General features: G+C 72.8%; 20 protein-coding genes. 9 read left to right on the forward strand and 11 right to left on the reverse strand.

The window, feature by feature from the left end:
• Positions 1 to 1465: hypothetical protein (locus ABD343_RS10900; protein WP_344526661.1), on the forward strand; the 1465-nt coding region annotated here is incomplete at its 5' end.
• 19 nt (positions 1466 to 1484) lie between these two features.
• Here the strand turns inward: ABD343_RS10900 and ABD343_RS10905 are convergent.
• Complete coding sequence (locus ABD343_RS10905; protein ID WP_344526664.1) at positions 1485 to 2510, reverse strand: 6-phosphofructokinase; 1026 nt, start codon at positions 2508 to 2510, stop codon at positions 1485 to 1487.
• Positions 2511 to 2784: 274 nt separating this feature from the next.
• Here ABD343_RS10905 and pta point away from each other — a divergent pair, with 274 nt between their 5' ends.
• The 3 genes from pta (at position 2785) to pyk (ending at position 7617) form a co-directional block, all read left to right on the forward strand.
• A complete protein-coding gene (gene pta / locus ABD343_RS10910; RefSeq protein WP_344526666.1) occupies positions 2785 to 4908 on the forward strand; it encodes a phosphate acetyltransferase in 2124 nt (707 codons plus the stop codon).
• Entirely contained in the window at positions 4905 to 6122 is a 1218-nt protein-coding gene (locus ABD343_RS10915; RefSeq protein WP_344526668.1) for an acetate kinase, read from the forward strand. The genes pta and ABD343_RS10915 overlap by 4 nt, the downstream gene beginning before the upstream one ends.
• Positions 6123 to 6189: 67 nt before the next feature.
• A complete protein-coding gene (gene pyk, locus ABD343_RS10920) occupies positions 6190 to 7617 on the forward strand; it encodes a pyruvate kinase (RefSeq protein WP_344526670.1) in 1428 nt (475 codons plus the stop codon).
• 78 nt (positions 7618 to 7695) lie between these two features.
• On the opposite strand, the gene ABD343_RS10925 is transcribed toward pyk, so the two are convergent.
• From ABD343_RS10925 to ABD343_RS10940, 4 genes are all read right to left on the reverse strand, one after another.
• On the reverse strand, positions 7696 to 9090 hold the full coding sequence (locus ABD343_RS10925) for a hypothetical protein (protein WP_344526672.1): 1395 nt from the start codon (positions 9088 to 9090) through the stop codon (positions 7696 to 7698).
• Positions 9080 to 9682 carry a DUF6114 domain-containing protein gene (locus tag ABD343_RS10930; protein WP_344526674.1) on the reverse strand — a complete coding sequence of 201 codons (603 nt, stop codon included), beginning with the start codon at positions 9680 to 9682 and terminating at the stop codon, positions 9080 to 9082. Before ABD343_RS10930 ends, ABD343_RS10925 begins: the two co-directional genes overlap by 11 nt.
• A gap of 140 nt (positions 9683 to 9822) precedes the next feature.
• Positions 9823 to 10440, reverse strand: coding sequence for a DUF6230 family protein (locus tag ABD343_RS10935; RefSeq protein WP_344526675.1), 618 nt, complete (start codon positions 10438 to 10440; stop codon positions 9823 to 9825).
• A 634-nt stretch (positions 10441 to 11074) separates the two neighbouring features.
• Positions 11075 to 12034, reverse strand: coding sequence for a tetratricopeptide repeat protein (locus ABD343_RS10940; protein ID WP_344526677.1), 960 nt, complete (start codon positions 12032 to 12034; stop codon positions 11075 to 11077).
• Between the two features lie 229 nt (positions 12035 to 12263).
• Between ABD343_RS10940 and ABD343_RS10945 the strand changes: the two genes are divergently transcribed.
• Complete coding sequence (locus ABD343_RS10945) at positions 12264 to 12884, forward strand: TetR/AcrR family transcriptional regulator (RefSeq protein WP_344526679.1); 621 nt, start codon at positions 12264 to 12266, stop codon at positions 12882 to 12884.
• Between the two features lie 206 nt (positions 12885 to 13090).
• Here ABD343_RS10945 and ABD343_RS10950 read toward each other — a convergent pair whose 3' ends face one another.
• On the reverse strand, positions 13091 to 13285 hold the full coding sequence (locus ABD343_RS10950; protein WP_344528494.1) for a ferredoxin: 195 nt from the start codon (positions 13283 to 13285) through the stop codon (positions 13091 to 13093).
• Positions 13286 to 13302: 17 nt separating this feature from the next.
• Positions 13303 to 14538: a cytochrome P450 gene (locus ABD343_RS10955; protein ID WP_344526681.1), complete on the reverse strand. Its 1236-nt coding sequence runs from the start codon at positions 14536 to 14538 to the stop codon at positions 13303 to 13305.
• A 109-nt stretch (positions 14539 to 14647) separates the two neighbouring features.
• Here ABD343_RS10955 and ABD343_RS10960 point away from each other — a divergent pair, with 109 nt between their 5' ends.
• Positions 14648 to 15289, forward strand: a complete 642-nt coding sequence (locus tag ABD343_RS10960) for a TetR/AcrR family transcriptional regulator (RefSeq protein WP_344526682.1) — start codon at positions 14648 to 14650, stop codon at positions 15287 to 15289.
• Here the strand turns inward: ABD343_RS10960 and ABD343_RS10965 are convergent.
• From ABD343_RS10965 to ABD343_RS10980, 4 genes are all read right to left on the reverse strand, one after another.
• Entirely contained in the window at positions 15280 to 16299 is a 1020-nt protein-coding gene (locus tag ABD343_RS10965; protein ID WP_344526683.1) for an SDR family NAD(P)-dependent oxidoreductase, read from the reverse strand. The two genes, ABD343_RS10960 and ABD343_RS10965, sit on opposite strands and share 10 nt — an antisense overlap.
• On the reverse strand, positions 16296 to 17468 hold the full coding sequence (locus tag ABD343_RS10970) for a UDP-N-acetylglucosamine--N-acetylmuramyl-(pentapeptide) pyrophosphoryl-undecaprenol N-acetylglucosamine transferase (RefSeq protein WP_344526685.1): 1173 nt from the start codon (positions 17466 to 17468) through the stop codon (positions 16296 to 16298). Before ABD343_RS10970 ends, ABD343_RS10965 begins: the two co-directional genes overlap by 4 nt.
• 93 nt (positions 17469 to 17561) lie before the next feature.
• Positions 17562 to 17933 (reverse strand): DoxX family protein, encoded by a 372-nt coding sequence (locus ABD343_RS10975; RefSeq protein ID WP_344526686.1) that lies wholly within the window; start codon positions 17931 to 17933, stop codon positions 17562 to 17564.
• Between the two features lie 361 nt (positions 17934 to 18294).
• Positions 18295 to 18498: a hypothetical protein gene (locus tag ABD343_RS10980; protein ID WP_344526688.1), complete on the reverse strand. Its 204-nt coding sequence runs from the start codon at positions 18496 to 18498 to the stop codon at positions 18295 to 18297.
• Between the two features lie 299 nt (positions 18499 to 18797).
• Here ABD343_RS10980 and ABD343_RS10985 point away from each other — a divergent pair, with 299 nt between their 5' ends.
• The 3 genes from ABD343_RS10985 (at position 18798) to ABD343_RS10995 (ending at position 21256) form a co-directional block, all read left to right on the forward strand.
• Positions 18798 to 19481, forward strand: coding sequence for a response regulator transcription factor (locus ABD343_RS10985; RefSeq protein ID WP_344526690.1), 684 nt, complete (start codon positions 18798 to 18800; stop codon positions 19479 to 19481).
• The gene (locus ABD343_RS10990; RefSeq protein ID WP_344526692.1) at positions 19478 to 20971 is read left to right on the forward strand and encodes a sensor histidine kinase; all 1494 of its coding nucleotides are present in this window, start codon (positions 19478 to 19480) and stop codon (positions 20969 to 20971) included. Before ABD343_RS10985 ends, ABD343_RS10990 begins: the two co-directional genes overlap by 4 nt.
• Before the next feature lie 105 nt (positions 20972 to 21076).
• Positions 21077 to 21256 (forward strand): hypothetical protein, encoded by a 180-nt coding sequence (locus ABD343_RS10995; RefSeq protein ID WP_344526694.1) that lies wholly within the window; start codon positions 21077 to 21079, stop codon positions 21254 to 21256.
• The last annotated feature ends 77 nt before the right edge of the window (positions 21257 to 21333 follow it).

Consider the following 21333-nt stretch of genomic DNA (forward strand, 5'->3'; position numbering starts at 1 on the left):
CCGGCCCGCCGACGCCGACGAGGCCCTCACCCGCGTCCAGGCCCTCATCGACGGCACACCCGAACCCGAACCGGAACCGGCGAAGCAGGAGCCGGAACCGAAGCCGGAGCCCGAGCCCGAGCCCGAGTCCGGCCCGGAACCGAAGCCGGGGCCGAGGCCGAAGCCGAATCCCGAGCCCTTCACCGGCCCCGGATTCCATCGCCCGCACCGGGCTTCCTCCCCGCTCGCCCCCGCGGGTACGTTCGAGCGCCGGTCGCACACCCGGCAGGCGGCCCTCGCGGGGCTGCTGGCCCTGTTCGTGGTCGGCGGCCTCTCGGTCGCCAAGCTCAACGACGAGCCCCCGCCCCACGGCCCCGTCCCCCGCCCCTTCGACTCCCCCTCGGCGTACGAGCCGGGCACGTACTCACTCGTCGTCGCGCAGACGGACAGCGAGACCGAAGGCACCGAGGTCGGCGGCGAGCAGCGGGCCCGCGTCGTCCGCGCGGCCCTCAAGGAGGCCACGAAGGACGAGAGGAAGAAGCTCCCTGTCCGTGTCGTCCCGGTCGACGGCGGCGACTCCTCGGCCCTTCCCGGCAACACCCTCGCGGTCCTCGGCGCGGTCGACGCGCTCGACTCGAAGCTGAACGACGAGGACCCGGCGCGCCGGATGGCGGCCGTCGACACCTGCTCCGACTCCCGCTACCGGACCCACTCGTTCTCGGCCGTGGCCGACTCGCGCGAGCTGGGCGAGCAGGAGGGCCGCTACCTCCGGAAGGCGAAGGGGGTCCGCACGCTGCTGGTCGGCGCCGAGGACAAGTCGGACCTGGAACTGGACTACGGCACCACCTCAGGCATCGAGGCGAGCGGCCTCGCCCACCCGCTGCCCGGCCGCGACGCCCTGAAGATGGACGAGGGGGACGTCGTGCGCGCCCTGCGGCGGCACAAGGCCCAGGCGGCCAGCCTCCCGATGACCCCCGAGCCGTGGATCTCCGCGCTCAAGAAGGAGCGGCGCACGGCGGTGGTGCAGGCCGAGTACCCCGAGATGTGCGCCCCCGCCGAGTCGCGTGCCCGTACGGAGGACGAGCTGCGCGGCCTCCCGGACGGCTCACTGCGCTTCCGCCCGTTCCGCGACGAGGCGCAGAAGCCGGACTGCGAGGAGCTGCCCCGGCTGTGCGCCGCCCCCGCCGAGGTGAAGCCGCTGCTGCGGCACCGCGGCGCGGCCGAGCTGTACGACGCGACGCTCGCCCTCGCCCGGCACCTGCCGGACACGCTCCGGGACGCGCCCGGCGTGGAGACGGCCCGCAGCGATCTGCGGGCCGCGCTGGAGGGGTCCAGGACGGAAGGGCTGCTCGGCGACTACGAGTTCCGGAACCACCACGCCGAGCGCCGCCCCGTCTGGGTGGACGAGCGGCGCGACGGCGAGTGGAAGGAACTCGGCACGGTCCGGGGCCTCCTGGACGGCCGGAAGTCCGGGCCCGGGGCCTGAGGGGACCCCGGGGCACCCTCTAGAAGACGGCCTCGGTCTCGTCCATGCGGTCCTGCGGGACCGTCTTGAGGACCGTGACGGCGTCCGCGAGCGGGGCCATCACGATGTCCGTGCCGCGCAGCGCGGTCATCATGCCGAAGTCGCCCCGGTGCGCGGCCTCGACGGCGTGCCAGCCGAAGCGGGTAGCGAGCACGCGGTCGTACGCCGTGGGCGTGCCGCCGCGCTGGATGTGGCCGAGGATCACGGGCTTGGCCTCCTTGCCGAGCCGGTGCTCCAGCTCGATGGCGAGGCGGTTGCCGATGCCGGCGAAGCGCTCGTGGCCGTACTGGTCGATGGCGCCCTTCTGGTACGGCATCGAGCCCTCGGCGGGGTGGGCGCCCTCGGCGACGCAGATGATCGCGAACTTCTTGTCCCGCGAGAAGCGCTCCTCGACCATCTTCACGAGGTCGTCGACCTCGAAGTTCCGCTCGGGGATGCAGATGGCGTGGGCGCCGCCCGCCATGCCCGCCTCCAGGGCGATCCAGCCCGCGTGGCGGCCCATGACCTCGACGACCATCACGCGCTGGTGGGACTCGGCGGTGGTCTTGAGGCGGTCCATGGCCTCGGTGGCGACGCCGACGGCCGTGTCGAAGCCGAAGGTGCGGTCGGTGGCGGAGATGTCGTTGTCGATCGTCTTGGGGACGCCGACCACCGGCAGGCCCGACTCGGCGAGCATCCGCGCCGCGGTGAGCGTGCCCTCGCCGCCGATGGGGATGAGGGCGTCGAGGCCGAGGCGGCCGATCAGCTCCTCGGAGTTCTCGCAGGCGTCCCGCAGCCGGTCCCGCTCCAGACGGGCCGAGCCGAGGATGGTGCCGCCGCGGGCGAGGATGCCGCTGACGGAGTTGATGTCCAGGGGGCGGTACCGGCCGTCGAGGAGACCCTTGAAACCGTCTTCGAAGCCGATGACCTCGTCGCCCCGGTCGGCCACGGCGCGGTGGACGATGGACCGGATCACGGCGTTGAGACCGGGGCAGTCTCCGCCTGCTGTGAGGACTCCGATGCGCATGATGGGGTTCGCTTCTCCTGCTCGGGGGCTGCTGGTCAAGGGGGGCTGATCCAGTGGTGAGCCGGTGCGATTGTTTCACGTGTTGAAGGCAGCGGTCCGGTGTGGTCCGCTCCGTGGACGGGCAGACGGAGGTCCGCAGGTGGCACGGCAGGGCCCGCCGCCTGGCGCGCGGCCTAGCCAGAAGCGCAGGTATTGTCAAGGGTATAGCCCTCCTCTTACGGGCGCTTTCTAGACGAATGGGCTCAAGCCCGTCTCGACAGCAGGGAGCGAATGCGTGACGCGCAGCGTGTACGTGACCGGTATCGGCCGGGGAGACGGCCGCCAGGTCGTCGAGCTGGGAGTCATGGAGCTCCTGACCCGCCACGTGGACCGGGTGGGAGTGTTCCGGCCCCTGGTGCACGACGGGCCCGACCGGCTCTACGACCTGCTGCGCAGCCGCTACCGGCTGAGCCAGCCCGCCGCCTCCGCGTTCGGCATGACCTATGACGAGGCCGCCACGCTCCAGGCCGAGCGGGGCACCGACGAGCTGATATCGCGCCTGGTCGACCGCTTCCACGCGGTCGCCGGGGAGTACGAGGCGATGCTCGTCCTCGGCACCGACTTCGCGGACACGGGCCTCCCCGCCGAGCTGGCCCTCAACGCCCGGCTGGCCAACGAGTTCGGGGCCTCCGTGATCCCCGTCGTCGCCACCCGCGACCAGGGCCCGGAGAGCGCGGCGGCCGAGGTCCGCAACGCGCACCACGCCTACGCCTCGCTCGGCGCCGACCTGCTCGCGATGGTCGCCAACCGGGTGCGGGACCCCGGGGCCCGCGAGGCCGTGCGGGGCCTCGCCGAGCGGCTGCCCGAACCCGTGTACGTACTGCCGGAGGAGCCCGCGCTCTCCGCGCCCACGATGCGGCAGGTCAAGGAGGCGATGGGGGCCGAGGTGCTGCTCGGCGACCACGCCGGGCTCTCCCGCGACGTACGGAACCTGGTCTTCGGCGGCGCGCACCTGCCGAGCTTCCTCCCTGCGCTGACCGAGGGCTGTCTGGTGATCACGCCGGGCGACCGCGCCGACCTGATCATCGGCGCCCTCGCCGCGCACTCGGCCGGTTCCCCCGCCATCGCGGGCGTCCTGCTCACCCTCGACGAGCGGCCCGGCGAGCAGACCCTCCAGCTCGCCGCCCGCCTCGCGCCCGGCACCCCGGTCCTGACGGTGCCGGGCGGTTCCATGCCGACGGCGGGCGAGCTGATCCCGCTGGAGGGCAAGCTCTCGGCGGCGACCCCGCGCAAGGCGGAGATCGCGCTCGGGCTCTTCGAGACCCACGTGGACACCAAGCAGCTCACCGAGCGGCTCTCGGTCGTACGCAGCGAGCGCGTCACGCCCATGATGTTCGAGCACGAGCTGGTGGAGCGGTCCCGGGCGCACCGCAGGCACATCGTGCTGCCCGAGGGCACCGAGGAGCGCGTGCTGCGCGCGGCCGAGGTGCTGCTGCGCCGCAACATCTGCGACCTGACGCTCCTGGGCGAGCCGGCGGCCGTCCGCAAGCGCGCGGCGGACCTGGGCATCGCGCTGGAGCTGCTCGGCGACGACGAGGCCCCGGACGCCACCGCGGGCGCGACCGCGCGGCTGGTGGACCCGGCGGCCTCGCCGCTGCGCGACCGGTTCGCCGAGACGTACGCGAAGCTGCGCGCCCACAAGGGCGTCAGTTACGAGCTGGCGTACGACGTGGTCTCCGACGTCTCGTACTTCGGCACGCTCATGGTGCGCGAGGGCCTGGCGGACGGGATGGTCTCGGGTGCCGTGCACTCGACGGCGGCGACGATCCGGCCCGCCTTCGAGATCATCAAGACCAAGCCCGACGCGGAGATCGTCTCCTCGGTCTTCTTCATGTGCCTCGCGGACCGCGTGCTCGTCTACGGGGACTGCGCCGTGGTACCCGACCCGGACGCCGAGCAGCTCGCGGACATCGCGATCCAGTCGGCCACGACCGCGGCGCGATTCGGGGTCGAGCCCCGCATCGCCATGCTGTCGTACTCGACGGGCACCTCGGGCTCCGGCGCCGACGTGGACAAGGTGCGCAGGGCCACGGAGCTGGTGCGTGCCCGTCGCCCCGATCTGCTGACGGAGGGACCCATCCAGTACGACGCGGCGGTCGAGCCCTCGGTCGCGGCCACCAAGCTCCCGGGCTCCCAGGTCGCCGGCCAGGCGACCGTGCTGATCTTCCCCGATCTGAACACCGGCAACAACACCTACAAGGCGGTCCAGCGCTCGGCGGGCGCGGTGGCCGTGGGCCCGGTCCTGCAGGGCCTGCGCAAGCCGGTCAACGACCTGTCGCGGGGCGCCCTCGTGCAGGACATCGTGAACACCGTCGCCATCACCGCCGTCCAGGCCCAGGAAGAGAGCCCCCTGCCGTGACCGCCACGACCGCCTCCCGCGTCCTCGTCCTCAACTCCGGCTCCTCGTCGGTGAAGTACCAGCTCCTCGACATGGCGACCGGCACGCGCCTCGCCGTCGGGCTGGTCGAGCGGATCGGCGAGGAGACCTCGGCGCTGAGCCACCATCCGCTGGTCACGGGCGGCGCGAAGCGCGAGTGGGAGGGCGAGATCGCCGACCACGACGCGGCGCTCAAGGCCGTCGCCGAGGAGCTGGACTCCGACGGGCTCGGCCTGGACTCCCCCGAGCTGGCCGCGATCGGCCACCGGGTGGTGCACGGCGGGCTGCGGTTCACCGAGCCGACGCTGATCGACGACGCGGTGCTCAAGGAGATCGAGCGCCTCGTGCCGGTCGCGCCGCTGCACAACCCGGCGAACATCACCGGGATCAGGACCGCGCAGCGGCTGCGCCCGGACCTGCCGCAGGTCGCGGTCTTCGACACCGCGTTCCACTCCTCGATGCCGGAGCACGCCGCGCGGTACGCGATCGACGTCCGTACGGCCGACGAGCACCGCATCCGGCGGTACGGCTTCCACGGGACGTCGCACGCCTACGTCTCCCGCAAGACGGCCGAGCTGCTGGGCCGGGACCCGTCCGAGGTCAACGTGATCGTGCTGCACCTGGGCAACGGCGCCTCGGCCTCGGCGGTCGCGGGCGGCCGGTGCGTGGACACCTCGATGGGCCTCACCCCGCTGGAGGGCCTCGTGATGGGCACCCGCTCCGGGGACATCGACCCGGCGGTCGTCTTCCACCTGGGCCGGGTCGCCGGGATGGACATGCAGGAGGTCGACGAGCTGCTGAACAAGCGCAGCGGACTGGTCGGCCTGTGCGGGGACAACGACATGCGGGAGATCCGCCGCCGCATCGACGAGGGCGACGAGACGGCACGGCTCGCGTTCGAGATCTACATCCACAGGTTGAAGAAGTACATCGGCGGTTACTACGCCGTGCTGGGCCGGGTCGACGCCGTGGTCTTCACGGCGGGTGTGGGCGAGAACGCCGCGCCCGTGCGGGAGGCCGCGATCGCGGGCCTGGAGGAGTTCGGCCTCGCCGTCGACAAGGACCTGAACGCCGTACGCGGGGACGGCGCGCGGCTGATCTCGCCCGAGTACGCGCGGGTGAAGGTCGCCGTCGTCCCGACCGACGAGGAGCTGGAGATCGCGGAACAGACCTACGCGCTGGTCACCGCCGACTGAGCGGAGAGCCCCGGCTCAGCGGCCCCCCCATTCGTTCACCATGTAAACAAAATGAGAGGATGGCACCATGCGCCGTTCCAAAATCGTCTGCACCCTTGGCCCCGCCGTCGACTCCTACGAGCAGCTCAAGACGCTGATCGAGGCCGGGATGAACGTGGCCCGGTTCAACTTCAGCCACGGCACCCACGAGGAGCACGAGGAGCGGTACCACCGCCTCCGCAAGGCCACCGAGGAGTCGGGCCGCGCCGTCGGCGTGCTCGCCGACCTCCAGGGCCCCAAGATCCGCCTGGAGACCTTCGCGGAGGGCCCCGTCGAGCTGGTGCGCGGCGAGGAGTTCACGATCACGACGGATGACGTGCCCGGCGACAGGACCATCTGCGGCACGACCTACAAGGGCCTGCCCGGCGACGTCGCCAAGGGCGACGCCGTCCTGATCAACGACGGCAACGTGGCGCTCCAGGTCGTCGAGGTCGAGGGCCCCCGCGTCCGTACGATCGTGATCGAGGGCGGCGTCATCTCGGACCACAAGGGCATCAACCTGCCCGGCGCGGCCGTGAACGTCCCGGCGCTCTCCGAGAAGGACATCGAGGACCTGCGCTTCGCGCTCCGCCTGGGCTGCGACATGGTCGCGCTCTCCTTCGTCCGCGACGCCGCCGACGTGCGCGACGTGCACCGCGTCATGGACGAGGTCGGCATCCGCGTCCCGGTGATCGCCAAGGTCGAGAAGCCGCAGGCGGTCGCCAACATGGAGGACGTCGTCGCGGCCTTCGACGGCGTGATGGTGGCGCGCGGCGACCTCGCGGTGGAGTATCCGCTGGAGAAGGTCCCGATGGTCCAGAAGAAGCTCGTGGACCTGTGCCGCCGCAACGCCAAGCCGGTGATCGTCGCGACCCAGATGATGGAGTCGATGATCACCAACTCCCGCCCCACGCGCGCCGAGGCGAGCGATGTCGCCAACGCGATCCTGGACGGCGCCGACGCGGTGATGCTCTCCGCCGAGTCCTCGGTGGGGCAGTACCCGATCGAGACCGTCAAGACCATGTCGAAGATCGTCGAGGCCGCCGAGGTCGAGCTGCTCAGCCGCGGCCTCCAGCCGCTGGCGCCCGGCAAGAAGCCCCGCACCCAGGGCGGCTCGGTCGCCCGCGCGGCCTGCGAGATGGCGGACTTCCTCGACGGCAAGGCCCTGGTCGCCTTCACCAAGTCCGGCGACACGGCCCGCCGTCTGTCCCGCTACCGGGTCTGCCAGCCGATCCTCGCCTTCACGACCGACCCCTCGACGCGCAACCAGCTCACCCTGACCTGGGGCGTGGAGACCATGGTCGTCCCGCACGTCGACAACACCGACGCGATGGTCGACCTGGTCGACGCCGAGCTGCTGAAGCTCCAGCGGTACGACGAGGGCGACACCATGATCATCACGGCGGGCTCGCCCCCCGGCGTCCCGGGCACGACCAACATGGTCCGCGTCCACCACCTGGGCAACGAGAACGGCTGAGCGCCGCGGAGGCCGTAGCGGACGAAAAGCCGGGAGGGCCGACGCCGTCGTCGGCCCTCCCGGAGTGCGTACGGACGCTCAGTCCGTCAGATAGGTGTGCAGCCCGGGGACGGTGAGGTTGCCGCCGAACTGGGCCGCCTGGCGCACCTCGACATCCGTCAGGTAGATGAACGGCAGGTCGAGCGGCGGCGGGCTCTCGGGGCTGAACGTCATCGGGATCAGCCCGAAGAGCTTGCCCTTCAGCTCCTCCGTGTACATCGTGACCTGGCCGCCCCGGATGGTGGAAGTCGAGCCCTCGGCGGCCTTGACGTGCGTGGTCTTGCCGCTCGGGCCGTCCACCGTCTGGTGCAGGTCGCCGATGTCCAGCTCGTCGCTGGTGTACTTCAGGGCCTGCTTCGTCTTGCCGTTCGGCATGGTGATCTCGACGATGCCCTTGTAGCTCGCGCCGCGCAGGGTGAGCGAGGAGGCCTTCAGGTACCAGGGCTGGTTCGGGATCGTGGCGGGCGTCTGCTCGCCCTTGCCCTCGTAGTCGCCCTTCTCGGGGCACGGGAAGGGCTTCCCCGCGTCCTTGTCCGGGTCGTACGCGCGGGCCTTGCCGTCCTTGCCCTGCTCGTTGGCGCCGGGCTTGTCCTTGTCCTTCTCCCGGTCCTTCTCCCGGTCCTTCCCGGCCTCGTCCTTCTGCTTCTTCGCCGCGTCGTCCCCGCCGTCCCGCTTCTCCGCGCGGTCCCCGGCGGAGGCGTCCTCTCCGTCCTCGGACGACGGGGGCTTCGGCGTGGACGGCTTGGAGGGCTCGGAGGGCTCGGAAGGCTTCGAGGGGGCGGAGGGCGTCGGGGTCGGCTTCGCGCTGTCCTCGGGCGCGGGCTTCGCCGGGTCCTCCTGCTCCTTCTCGTCCTTGGGCGTGAAGGCGTCCTCGAGCTTCTTGCCCACGCCCAGCGGGTCGTACCAGGGGTTCTCCTCGTCCTCGGACTCGGAGGGGTCCGGCGCGGGCGTCGAGGGCTTGTCGGCGTCCTCGCCGCCGCCCGAGGGGGGCTGCGAGGGCTTCGCGGGGTCGGGCGCGGGCTCGTCCGTACCGTCGGAGGGCCCGGACTTGTCGGCGTCGCCGGAGTCGCCCCCGGAGCCCTTGCCCTTGCCCTTCTCCTTCGCGTCCTCCGCGGCCTTCTCGCGCTTGGCCTGTTCCTTCGCGAGGTCGCGCTTGAGCTTCTCGGCGCGCTCCTCGCGCTTCTCCTGCTCGGCCTCGGTCTCCTCCTTGTCGGGAGCGGAGACGCAGGCGTCGCCCTTGAAGGGGTTCTTGGGGAGCGGCTTGGCCTGGGCGAGCTGGGGGGTGAACCCCATGCCCACGAGCATGGCCGTGGGAACGGCCGCCACGGCGACGGCCTTACCGGCGGGGATGTTCAGCCGGGTCAGCAGGGGCTTGCGCGGCGCCGCGTGCCGCGGCCCCGATCTTCCACGGCCCTGGGCCTTGTCAGCCGGCACGGTGCTGCCTCCCGTTCGCGTTCGGGTCGTTCGCGTCGTTCACGCTCGCTGTGTGCTCCGTCGCGGTGTGCTCCGCCGCCGGGGGCCCGCTCTGCACGGGGACGTCGCGCGGCTCGTCGTCCTTGGCCGCCGACTCCGCGACCGCCGTCGTCGTCGCCTCGTCCGTCCGGCCGCCGCGGGGCGTGGCCGCCGGGGGCCCGCCCGGGGCCCAGGAGACGCCGAGCGCGCCGCCGATGAGGCCGAGCAGGAAGCCGATGAGGAAGGCGCCGATGTTCGAGACGACCAGCGAGACCAGCGACAGCAGGATGGCCGCGACGCCCGCGAACACCCGTGACTGGGGCTGGAACCACATGGTGATGCCGAGGACGACCAGCAGCACGCCGATGATCAGCGAACCGGCGCCCGCCGTCGTCGACATCCGGATCGTCAGGGAGCCCAGAGTGAGGTTCTGGTAGGGGATGTACATGATCGGGATGCCCGCGAGCAGCGTGAGCAGCCCGCCCCAGAACGGGCGCCGTCCGCGCCAGTCCCGGAAGGCACTGCGCTTCTGGCCGAATCCGGTCATCACACTCTGTCGCGTGTCGGCGCTCATGGGGGTACAGCTCCTCGGGACTGGCACAACATCTTGCTGAGGTGGAGCGGTCCGTACGTGCGGACCCGGTGCGGGGCGTGCGGCGCAGCCGTGCCGCCGCCCCGCGCCGTGGCTGGTCCGTCAGCGTCCGCCACGGACCGTCAGTAGCACTCGCTCTTGCCCTTCTTGACGGCCATGTGCAGGCCGCTGAGCTTGAACGTGCCCGCGGTGGTGGCCCACGCGCGCTGCTTGACGTCGGTGAACGCGACGCTGTCCGCCTGCTGGGCGAACGAGTCCTTCAGGTACTTGTCGCCCTGGTGGGGACCCGGACCCTTGGTCGTCTTGTCCGCCGAGACACCGATGTCGATGTTGTTGAACGTCGCATTGGTGTGCAGGTCGTCGGCGTCGATGTAGAGCTTCTTGGCCTCGACGCGCGGGCCGCCCGCCTTTCCGGCGGTCAGCTTCATCGAGACGTCGCCGAACACCGGCACCGGCACGACGACCGACTGGCAAAGGTTGGTGATCTTCGCCGAGTTCATGCCGACGACGGCGACGGGCTTCTGGCCCGACTTGTTGGTGTCCACCGCGCCGTACTGAACGAAGCCCTGTCCGTCGAGCTTGTCGGCGGTGACCTTGAACTGCTGGCCGGAGACGCTGAACGACGCCGCCAGCGCACCCTGCGAGAGGGCGACGCCGATCGCGGCGGTCGCCGCCACGCTCGGCACCATGACGACGGCGAACCGCTTCCATCTGGTCCCGCCACGAGCCAGGGACTCCATGACTTTCCTCCTTCTCGGACGTACATCTCCGGCCTGGCGACCCGGAGTTCGCGGGTCCGACCCTGCCGTGGGGGTACCTCCCGGCCGCGCGGGCCGGGGAGGGAGAAGTGCTACGTCCTCGGGAAGGAGAGCGCCGTCGCCGGATCCGTGCCTCGTCCTGTGCCACGTCCGGGCTGTCGGCGATCACCCCCGAGCGACAACCACTGGCCGCGCTCCCGCGCGGCCCCGCTATTAACGGTTTGTGTACGGACAGGCCCCGCCGTTCGGCGAAGACCCCCCTGTCCGGCCCGGTGGGGACCCAGGACCGCCGTGCGCCGAGTGGGTGTCGGGCTGCGTTGCCATGGACCGAGCTTGGCCGATCGTGGTGCATCTGGAGCCCGCGCACAAGGGGGTTCGTTACTTACGAGTAACGGCCGGATAACCCCGGTGCCTCCGAACGGCATCGAACGGACACTGAGGGTCGCGAGCGTTGGCCAGGAATCTCGCGGACCACTCGGACATCGCGGGGCGAAATCCTCGGTTCCGCTTACTACGAGTAACGGCGACCGCGATTGCCAAGTTTTGGCAAAACGCGGTCGCCGTTGTCGCTAAATCAATGAGTGGCGACGTGGGGGTGACCGTCGGTACGGGCAGGTCAGAAAAGGGCGCGGGCGAGCGCCGCGCGGGCCTGCACCACGCGCGGATCCTCGCCGCCGATCACCTCGAACAGCTCCAGCAGCCGCAGCCGCGCGGCGTCCCGGTCCTCGCCCGCCGAGCCCTTGACGGCGTCGATCAGGCGCGAGAACGCGTCCTCCACATGACCGCCCGCCATGTCGAGGTCCGCGACCTTGAGCTGCGCGCCGACGTCGCCGGGCCGGTCGGCGGCGTCCTTGCGGACCTGGCGGGCGTCCATGTCCTGGACCCTGCCGAGCAGTTCGGCCATGGCGAGGCCGACCTTCGCCTCGACGTTCCCCGGCTCCTCGGAGAGCTTGTTCCTGTACGCCTGGACGGCGCCCGGCAGATCGCCCGAGTCGAGCGCCTGCTGCGCGGCGGCCAGCACCGGGTCCTCCGGGACCTCGGGCTCGGCCGCGTCCTCCGCCTCGCCCTCCGGCACCGCGCCCTGGAGGCCGGTGATGCCGAAGCGCTCCTCCGCGACCTGGACGAGCTGGTCGAGCGTGGCCCGGATCTGCTGCTCGGGGGCCGCGCCCTGGAAGAGCGGCAGGGCCTGCCCCGCCACGACCGCGAAGACCGCCGGGATCCCCTGGACGCCGAACTGCTGCATCAGCATCTGGTTCTTGTCGACGTCGATCTTCGCGAGGAGCACCCGCCCCGCGTACTCGTTCGTGATCCGCTCCAGGAGCGGCGAGAGCTGCTTGCACGGCTCGCACCACTCCGCCCAGAAGTCGATGACGACCGGGACCTCGGCCGAACGCTGGAGCACGTCCGCCTCGAAGCCCGCCTCGTCCACATCGATCACCAGGCTCGACGGCGCCGGAGCCCCGCCCCCCTCGGCGGCCTGCGCGCGCGCCTGCTCCGCCTTCTGCTTGGCCTCTCCGGCCGCCTTCACCGCGGCGAGGTCGACCACTCCGCTCATGGACATATTGCGTGGCTGCATGAGACCAGTCTCCCCCCTGCGCGCGGCTGTGTGTGCAACGGTTGCCGGGTCCCCACCCGGCGCGTGGTTGTCGCTGCTGTCACGGAAGTCCCGCAGATCATTCCGCTACGGGCCGTAGCGTAACTCGAAGCCCCGGCCGCACCGCAAGCCTCCCCGGAGCGGAACCGGGTGATCCGCCTCACGGCCCGGCCCCCTGGTGCCGTACGTACCGGGCGGTATGGTCGGCGCCATGCCTGCACCGACCCCGCACCGCCGCGGGCGCCCCCGCAGCGCGGCGGCCGACCGCGCGATCCTCGACGCGACGCGCGCCGCGCTGGTGGAAGTGGGCTGGAGCAGGCTGACGATGAGCCACGTCGCGACCCGCGCCGGGGTCGCCAAGACCACCCTCTACCGCCGCTGGGCGGGCAAGAGCGAACTGGTCGTCGACGCGGTGGCGGTCCTCTTCGACGAACTGGAACTCCCCGACCGCGGCAGCCTCCGCGCGGACGTCGAGAGCGTCGTCCTCTCCTTCGCCGCGCTCCTGGAACGGCCCGAGACGAAGACCTCGCTCATGGCGGTGATCGCCGAGTCGACGTACGACGACGCGCTGCGGGCCCGCGTGCGCGAGGCCATCGTCGAACGCCAGAAACGGCTCGTCCTCGCGGGGCGCCACCGGGCACAGGAACGGGGCGAACTCCCGCGCGACACGGACGACCCGGGGCCGGTCGTCGACCTGATCTTCGACGTGATCGCGGGCGCGGTCGTCCACCGCGCGCTCGTGAGCGCCGAGCGCATCGGCGAGGAGTGGGCTCGCCGCTTCACCACCCTGATCCTCGACGGCCTGGCAGCCGCGAGCCGCGCCACTCCGTAGAGGGCAACCCGTCTGCCCCCAACGGCGGGCTGCCGTGCTCGGGCCGTGGACCGTTGCTCGCGCAGTTCCCCGCGCCCCTTGACGGGGCACCCGGACGTGAGAGGTCACCCCATAGGGGCGCGGGGAACTGCGCGCTCAGTCGGTGAGCCGCCGCACCCGGCTACACGCCTGCCGCCAACGGCGGGCTGCCGTGCGCGAGGCCCGGTCTACTCGATGATGCGTACCGCGCCCGACGGGCAGAGGGAGCCGGCTTCCAGGGCCGCCGCGGCCCCGGCGTCGTCGTCGGGCTCGGTGACCAGGACGGTCACCAGGCCGTCCTCGTCCTGGTCGAAGACCTCCGGTGCCGTCAGGGCGCACATGCCGGCGCCCACACAGATGTCGCGGTCGGCCGTCACACGCAGGGGTGGCTTCATGGCGCTCACCACACGACCGGAAGTTCGTCGACGCCCTGGATCGTCGTGCCCGGGCGCAGCTTCAGCCGCTCGACCGGAACCGCCAGGCGCAGCGTCGGCAGACGGTCGAACAGCGCGGTGAGGATGACCTCCAGTTCGAGCCTGGCGAGGTTCTGGCCGAGGCACTGGTGCACCCCGTAGCCGAAGGACAGGTGGTGGCGCGCGTCGCGCCGCACGTCGAAGGTGTCCGGGTCCTCGAAGGCCGAACCGTCCCGGTTGGCGAGGGAGTTGGTGACGATCACGCCGTCGCCCGCCCGGATGCGGTGGCCGTCGATCTCGATGTCGTCCGTCGCGAAGCGGCTCCCGACGACGTCGGCTATCGAGAGATAGCGCAGCAGTTCCTCCACCGCGCCGGGTACGAGCGAGGGGTCGGCGCGCAGCGCGGCGTGCTGTTCGGGGTGGTCGAGCAGGGTGATGACGCTGAGCGAGGTCATCGAGGCGGTCGTCTCGTGCCCGGCGACCAGCAGGAGTATCGCGGTCGCCACCAGCTCCTCACGGCCGACCGTCCCCCGCGCCGCCTGCTCGTCGGCCATGGTGGCCAGCAGGCCCTGCCGGGGCTCGCGTCGGCTGCTGTCGATCAGCCCGCCCAGATAGTCCTCCAGGTCCCGCCGCGCGGCCCGCGCTCCCTCCGCGTCCTGCGACCGGACCAGCCGGTGGCTGGCGTCCTGGAAGAAGTCGTGGTCGGCGTACGGCACACCGAGCAGTTGGCAGATCACCATCGACGGCACCGGCAGCGCGAACCGGCTGACGAGGTCCGCGGGCTGCCCGGAGGCGATCATGTCCTCCAGGAACGTGTGCACGATGCGCTCGACATCGGCGCGCATGCCCTTGACCCGCCGCACCGTGAACTCCCTGATGGCCATGCGCCGCCGGGGCCCGTGCTCGGGCGGGTCCAGGCCGATGAAGGACGGGTCGGCGTCCCGGAGGCCGACCACCCGCGGCGAGGTGGCGGGGAAATCGGGGTGCGAACGGTCGGACGAGAGCCGGGAGTCGGCCAGCAGGGCGCGCGCCGTCTCGTACCCGGTCACGACCCACGCCTGACGGCCGTCGTAGAGGGTGACCCGGTGCAGCGAACTCCCGCGCTCCCGCAGACGGTCGTACTGCTCGGGCAGGCGGTAGGGACAGGTGCGGTCGGTGGGGAAGGCGGGGGGTTCGGGGGATTCGGAGGATTCGGGTGAGGGCGTCGTCACGGTTCCGGTCATCGGACACCTCGCAGACCTCGACACTTAAAGAACGGTCAGTTCTCTAATTTGAGGCTAGAGTGAGCCGCCCGAGGCGCACAACGGGTACGTCGACGAATGGCCGGGAGTCATGCCTCCACCCCCCGAGGGCCCTCACCGGGCCGCGCCGGCCGGCGATCACCGCAAGGGCCCCCGCCGCCGCGGCGAGGCGCTGGAGCACGCCATCCTCGCCGCCGCCCTGGAAGAACTCGCCGAGGTCGGCTACGCGGGGCTGACCATGGAACGCGTGGCCCTCAGGGCGCGCACCGGAAAGGCCGCCCTCTACCGCCGCTGGCCCGGCCGCGCCGAACTCGCCGTCGACGCCTGGGCGGCGCTCCGCAACCGCGACACCGAGCTGCCCGACACCGGGAGCCTGCGTACCGATGTCCTCGCCGTACTACGGCATATGGCGGACAGCCTGACCGGCCCGCACGGCCACATCTTCCGCGGCCTGCTCTCCGAGGTCGCGCGGAACCCCGACTTCGCCCGGCTGCTGAGGGAACGGGCCCACAGCGTCGGCCCCGGAGCCCTCCAGCGCGTCCTGCGGCGCGCGGCGGAGAGGGGCGAGATCCAGCCGTGGATCCTCACCTCGCGGCGCGCCACCGTGGCGGGCGACCTCCTGCGCGACCACTACCTGCTGTACGGGGCCCCGATCCCGGACTCCGTCGTCACCGAGATCGTCGACGAGGTCTGCCTGCCCCTGCTCCTCGCCCCGCCGCTCGGTCAGACCTGATAGCGGTCAGGGGCGAAGAGGCGGAGGTTCTCCGCCACCCATGCCGACGTCCGTTCGAGCCCGTCCGGCAGGGACACCTTCGGTACCCAGCCCGAGAGTTCACGGGCCCGGGAGTTGTCGGAGAGCAGGCGGTGCACCTCGCTCCCGGAGGGGCGCAGCCGCGCGGGGTCCGTCACGATCCCGGCGTCCGAGCCCGCCGCGGCGATCAGGGCGCGGGCCAGGTCGCCTATCGCGATCTCCTCCCCCGTGCCCAGATTGACGGCCTCGCCGAGCGCGCGTTCGGACTCCGCGAGGGCGAGGAAGCCGTCGGCCGTGTCCGTGACGTACGTGAAGTCGCGGGTCGGCGTCAGCGAGCCGAGCTTGATCTCGCGGGCGCCGGAGTGGAGCTGCGCGAGGATCGCGGGGATCACGGCGCGCGCCGACTGGCGGGGCCCGTAGGTGTTGAACGGCCGCACCACCGTGACGGGCAGTCCGAACGCGTGCCAGTGCGACAGCGCCATCATGTCGGCCCCGATCTTCGAGGCCGAGTACGGCGACTGCGGCTGGAGCGGGTGCGACTCGGAGATGGGCGCGGTGCGCGCGGTCCCGTAGACCTCGCTCGTCGAGGTGTGCACCATCCGCCGTACGCCCGCCGCGCGGCACGCCTCCAGGACGTTCTCGGTGCCGGTGACGTTGGTCTGCACGTAGGCGCCGGGCGAGGCGTAGCTGTACGGGATGCCGATGAGCGCGGCGAGGTGGAAGACCGTGTCGCAGCCCGCGACGGCCTCCCGTACGCGGCCGGGGTCGCGCACGTCGCCCGCGAGGACCGTCACGGGCCCGTCGGCGCGCCCGAGGTACGGCGCGAGATGGCCCTTCTCCGCGTACGGCTTGTAGTGCACCAGGGCCCGCACGCGGGCGCCGCGCTCCACGAGCCGGTCGGTCAGGGTGCTGCCGATGAAGCCCTCGGCGCCGGTCACCAGGACCGTACGGCCGTGCCAGAAGCCTTCGTTGCGGTCGTCGCTGTCGTTCACGCTGTCTCCTTGACGGGGGTGGGGTGGGTGCGGCCCGCGAGGCGCAGGACCTCGTGGGCGAGCAGGCCGGCGGCGCGCGCGTGCGGGCCCGGGTCGGCGGCGGCGCTCATCGCCGCGAGCCGCGCCGGGTCGGCGAGCAGCGGGTCGAGGAGCGCGGCGAGCCGGTCGCCGGTCGTCTCCGGGTCGGGCAGCAGCAGCGCGGCGCCCGCGTCGGTGAGCACGCGCGCGTTGTGCGTCTGGTGGTCGCCGGGCGCGTGCGGGTACGGGACGAGGACGGCGGGCACGCCGGTCGTGGCCAGCTCGGCGACGGTCGCCGAACCGGCGCGGCAGACCACGACGTCGGCCGCGGCGTACGCGAGGTCCATCCGGTCGAGGTAGGGCACGGCACGCGCGAGGGGCGGCAGTTGCCCCCTGGTCGCCTCGAAGGCCCCTGGCCCGGTCTTGACCAGCAGATGGACGTCCGTACGGCCCTGCCGGTGCCAGCGCCCGGCGAGCGCGACGGCGGCGCGGGTCAGCCGGTCGGCGCCCAGGCTGCCGCCGCCGACGAGCACGAGGCGGGCGCCGGGCGGCACGCCCAGCGCGTGCCGGGCGCGGTCCCGCAGCTCTCCCCGGTGCCGTCCGAGCGCGGCGAGCGGCGCCGCGACCGGCATGCCGACGGTCAGCGCGCGCTCCCCGCCGGGCAGGTGCGCGCGGGCGCGGTCGAAGGCGAGCGCGAGGTGCGGGGTGAGGCGCGCGGCGAAGCGGTTGGCGCGGCCGGGGACGGCGTTGGACTCGTGCACGAGGCTGGGCAGCCCCGCCATCCGCGCGCCGAGCACGGCCGGGGCGCTCGCGTACCCGCCCATGCCGACCGCGACCTGGGCGCACTGGGCGCGCAGCACCGTCCTGGCCTGCGCCCCGGCGCGCAGCAGCGCGGCGGGCAGCAGATAGCGGCGGGCGCCGAGCGCCGGGTCGAAGGGGATCATGTCCACGGTGTGCAGCCGGAATCCGGCCTCCGGGACGAGCCGGGTCTCCAGCCCGCGCTCGGTCCCGAGGAACGAGATCGCGGCGTCGGGCTCGGCCCGCAGCAGCGCCTCGGCGAGGGCGAGCCCGGGGTAGATGTGGCCTCCGGTCCCGCCCGCGCCGATGACGACGGAGAGGCGGCCGGGCGGCGGTTCTGTCGGTGTCCGCATGCCCGGCACGCTCGCGGGCCGTCATAAGAGGGTTCTAAGGGGTTCCACGCCGTGGGCCCGTGGGCCCGTGGGCTCATGGGCCCGCGGGCCCGGTCACAGGTCCCAGGCCCCGGACGCCCCGTGCCGCGCCAGGTGCACGGCGAGGGCCGCGACGGACGCCAGGAAGTACACGGTGCACAGGGTCAGGTCCCAGTCGCGCGCCCGTACGTGGACGAGGTACGCGCAGACGAAGTACGCCACGAGCCCGACGGCGCCCAGCGTGCCCGCCAGCGGCACGGCGAGCCCCACCAGCAGGCCCAGCGCCCCGAGCGACAGCAGCGCCCCCATCGGGCGCGTCCAGGACCCGGGCACGCCCAGGGCCCCGGCCTGGCGCCGGGGGATGTCGTGGCCGACGAGGCCGAGGACCCCGCCCGCGCCCGCGAGCGCGGCGGCGACGAGGAAGACGGCGAGATGGAGCGCGAACACGGTGTCTCCGTTCCGTGAGTACCGGCTGATCGGTCCCTCACGGACGGCACGCCCCCTCCGGTAGTGACGCGCCCCCCACATGACCCCCGTCACACGGAGCCGCGCCCCGAGTGCCGGTACTGGGCAGGGGCTGCCCCGTCCGGTGCGTTGCAGACTACGCCTGCGCCGTGGCTTGTCGCGCAGTTCCCCGCGCCCCTGAAGCGGCCCCTCCGGGGCCTGCTTCAGAGCGCTGCGCACGGGTGCGCCCCGAAGGGGCGCGGGGAACTGCGCGCGCAACCACGACGACTGCGGCAGGCTGCAACGCACGGCAAGGGGGCAGCCCCTGCCCAGCAGCCACAGCAGAGGGCAACAACGAACCGCCTCACGCCGTGACGCCCCGCAGCTTCCGTGGGGCCGTCACCACGTGGAGGTCCGCCACCGCGCCGTCCAGCAGGTGCGGGACGGCGGCCAGTACGGGCGTGCCGTGCGCGGAGAAGACCACGCCGGGGCCGCCGTTGAGCTGGACGACCCGGGTGTCCGCGCCGTCCGGGCGGCGCCGGGCGAGGACGGCGACGGCGCGGGCCACGCGGGCGGCGCCGTGGAGGGGCGTCCAGGCGGCTCCAGCGCAGCCAGGCGTCCTGCACCGTGTCCTCGGCCCCGGTGACGCTGCCCAGCACCCGGTAGGCCACGGCGTACGGCAGGCCGCGCTGCTCGACGAACCGCCGCTCGACCTCCGCGCCCGCCGTGCCGCCGGACATCACCGGCCCTCCCGCCTCCGCCCAGCCCTGATCTGCCCTGCCCCCACACTCCCGGACCAACAAAAGGCTCCCGCGGCCAGCGGTTTCTAAGAGGGTTGTGAGAACACGCTTTGGCAGTCTTTGTCGCATGCCGACGAAAGTGCTGGTGGTGGACGACGACCCCGAGGTACGGGCCGCGGTCGCGGACGGGCTCGCCGTCGAGGGCTACGCGGTGCGCGCGGCCGCCGACGGCCAGTCCGCGCTGACCCTCGTCGCGCGCTGGGAGCCCGACGCGCTCGTCCTCGACGTGCGGATGCCGGTCCTCGACGGCCTCGCCGTCTGCCGCAGGCTGCGCGCCCTCGGCGACCGTACGCCCATCCTCGTCCTCACCGCGCTCGACGCGGTGAGCGAGCGCGTGGACGGGCTGGACGCGGGCGCCGACGACTATCTCGTCAAGCCCTTCGCGCTGGACGAGCTGACCGCGCGGCTGCGGGCCCTGCTGCGCCGCACGGGCCCGGCCCCCGCCGACGGGGACACCCTGGTCCTGGGCGACCTGGAGCTGGACCCCGCGACCCGCACGGGGCTGCGGGGCGGCAGGAGGCTGGAGTTCAGCAGGACCGAGTGCGCGCTGCTGGAACTGCTGATGCGGCACCCCGGCCAGACCGTGCCGCGCGAGGTGCTGCTGGAGGAGGTCTGGGGACGGGACTTCGGGCCCGACTCGAACTCCCTCGCCGTCTACGTCGGCTATCTGCGCCGCAAGCTGGAGGCCGGCGGCGAGCCCCGCCTCGTCCACACCGCGCACGGCGTCGGCTACCGGCTGGACCCCGTATGAGCCCCCGGCGCGGAAGCGTGCGCGGCGAGCGGTCACGCGGAGCCGTACGCGGCGACCGGTCACGCGGCGGCGTGCGCGGCGTGCGCCGCTGGAAGCGGTACCGCCCGCTGCGCACCCGCCTCGCCCTCGCCGCCACGGCGGCGGTCGCGCTCGTCGCGGTCGGGGTCTGCGCGGGCGCGTACGTCGTGATCCGCTACGCCCTCGTCCACCAGCTCGAACTCAACCTCACCCAGTCCGCCACGCTCGCCAAGCAGCAGAGCCGCGACGACGGCGACCGGCCGCAGGTCCTGGCCGACTCCTGCCGCTTCCTCGCCGCGCCCGCCTGCGCCCAGACCGTCCCGGCCGACGCGTCGAGGCGCCCGCCCACGCCGTACCGGCTGCCCGTCACGCCCGCCGTCCGCGAGGTCGCCGCGGGCGAACGCGCCGCGTACTACAGCGAGGTCACCGTCGACGGCCACCCGGTGCGGATGCTCACCACCCCGCTCCGCGAGGGCCTCGCACTCCAGGTCGCGCTGCGCTCGGACACCGTACGGGACGGCGTACGGCAGGCCGCGCTGCTGCTCGGCGGGGTGGGCGGCGCGGGCGTCCTGCTCGCGGCCGTGCTCGGCTACTGGGTCTCGCGCACCGGCCTCGCGCCCGTCGCGCGGCTGACCGCGGCGGCCGAGCGGGTCACCGCGACGCGGGACCCGGGGCGGCGCGTCGAACTGCCCGGGCGCGGGCCCAGGTCCGGGTCCGGGTCCGGCTCCGGGCCCGCGCGGGAGGACGAGATCACGCGCCTCGCCCGGAGCTTCAACACGATGCTGGAGGCCCTGGAGCAGTCGGTGGCCGCCCAGCGCCGCCTCGTCGCCGACGCCTCCCACGAGCTGCGCACCCCGCTCACCGCGCTGCGCACCAACACCGAACTCCTCTCCCGCGCCGAGCGGCTGAGCCCCGCCCAGCGCGAGCGCGCCGCGGGCGCGCTGGGCCGCCAGCTCCGCGAGGTGACGGCCCTCGTCAACGACCTCATCGAGCTGGCCCGGGACGAGGAGCCGCAGCCGCTCGTCGAGCAGGTGCGGCTGGCGGAGCTGACCGCGCACGCGGTCGGCACGGCCCGCGAGCACTGGCCCGGCACGGAGTTCCGGCTGACCGTCGCGCCCGGTGCCGGGGAGGCGCTGGTGCCCGGAGTGCCCTCGCGGCTCTCCCGGCTGCTGTCCAATCTGCTGGACAACGCGGCGAAGTTCTCCCCGCCCGGCGCCGCGGTGGAGGTCACCCTCGCGCCCGGCCCCGAGGTGGCCGTGCGCGACCACGGGCCCGGCATCGCGCCCGAGGACCTCCCCCATGTCTTCGACCGCTTCTACCGCGCCGAGTCGGCGCGCGCCCTCCCCGGCTCCGGTCTCGGCCTCGCCATGGCCCGGCAGATCGCCCGCGCGCACGGCGCGGACCTCGCGGCGGAACGGGCGGAGGGCGGCGGAACCGTCTTCCGGGTCCGCTTCGCAGATCCGGAATTCTAGATTCAGGACCTCTTGCGGGGCACACTCCCTTTTCCGGCGCATTCGCGCGCTGCTAGCTTCGTGCGGTCCGGACACTCAACGCACCCGAGGCACAAGGGAGTTGCCATGGAGACGCTGTCCGAGCTGGCCCCGCGCCAGGTAGGTGGAGCACTCACGCGTGAGCCCGTCGTCGAATTCGATTCCTTCGAGCAGGCCGCCACGGCGGCCGACCGTTGTCCGATCAGTTGCGTCTGCAGCGGCGGGACCGACAACTGCCTCGCGACGGGGAACACCTCGTTCGCGTAAGCGCGTCGGAATCGTGAATCCGTAAAGCACGGGAACGGAGGGGAATGGCCGGGAGAGGCGCGACGAGCCGGACGGAC

The sequence above is a fragment of the Streptomyces albiaxialis genome, from assembly GCF_039530985.1.
In the GTDB taxonomy this organism is placed as follows: domain Bacteria; phylum Actinomycetota; class Actinomycetes; order Streptomycetales; family Streptomycetaceae; genus Streptomyces; species Streptomyces albiaxialis.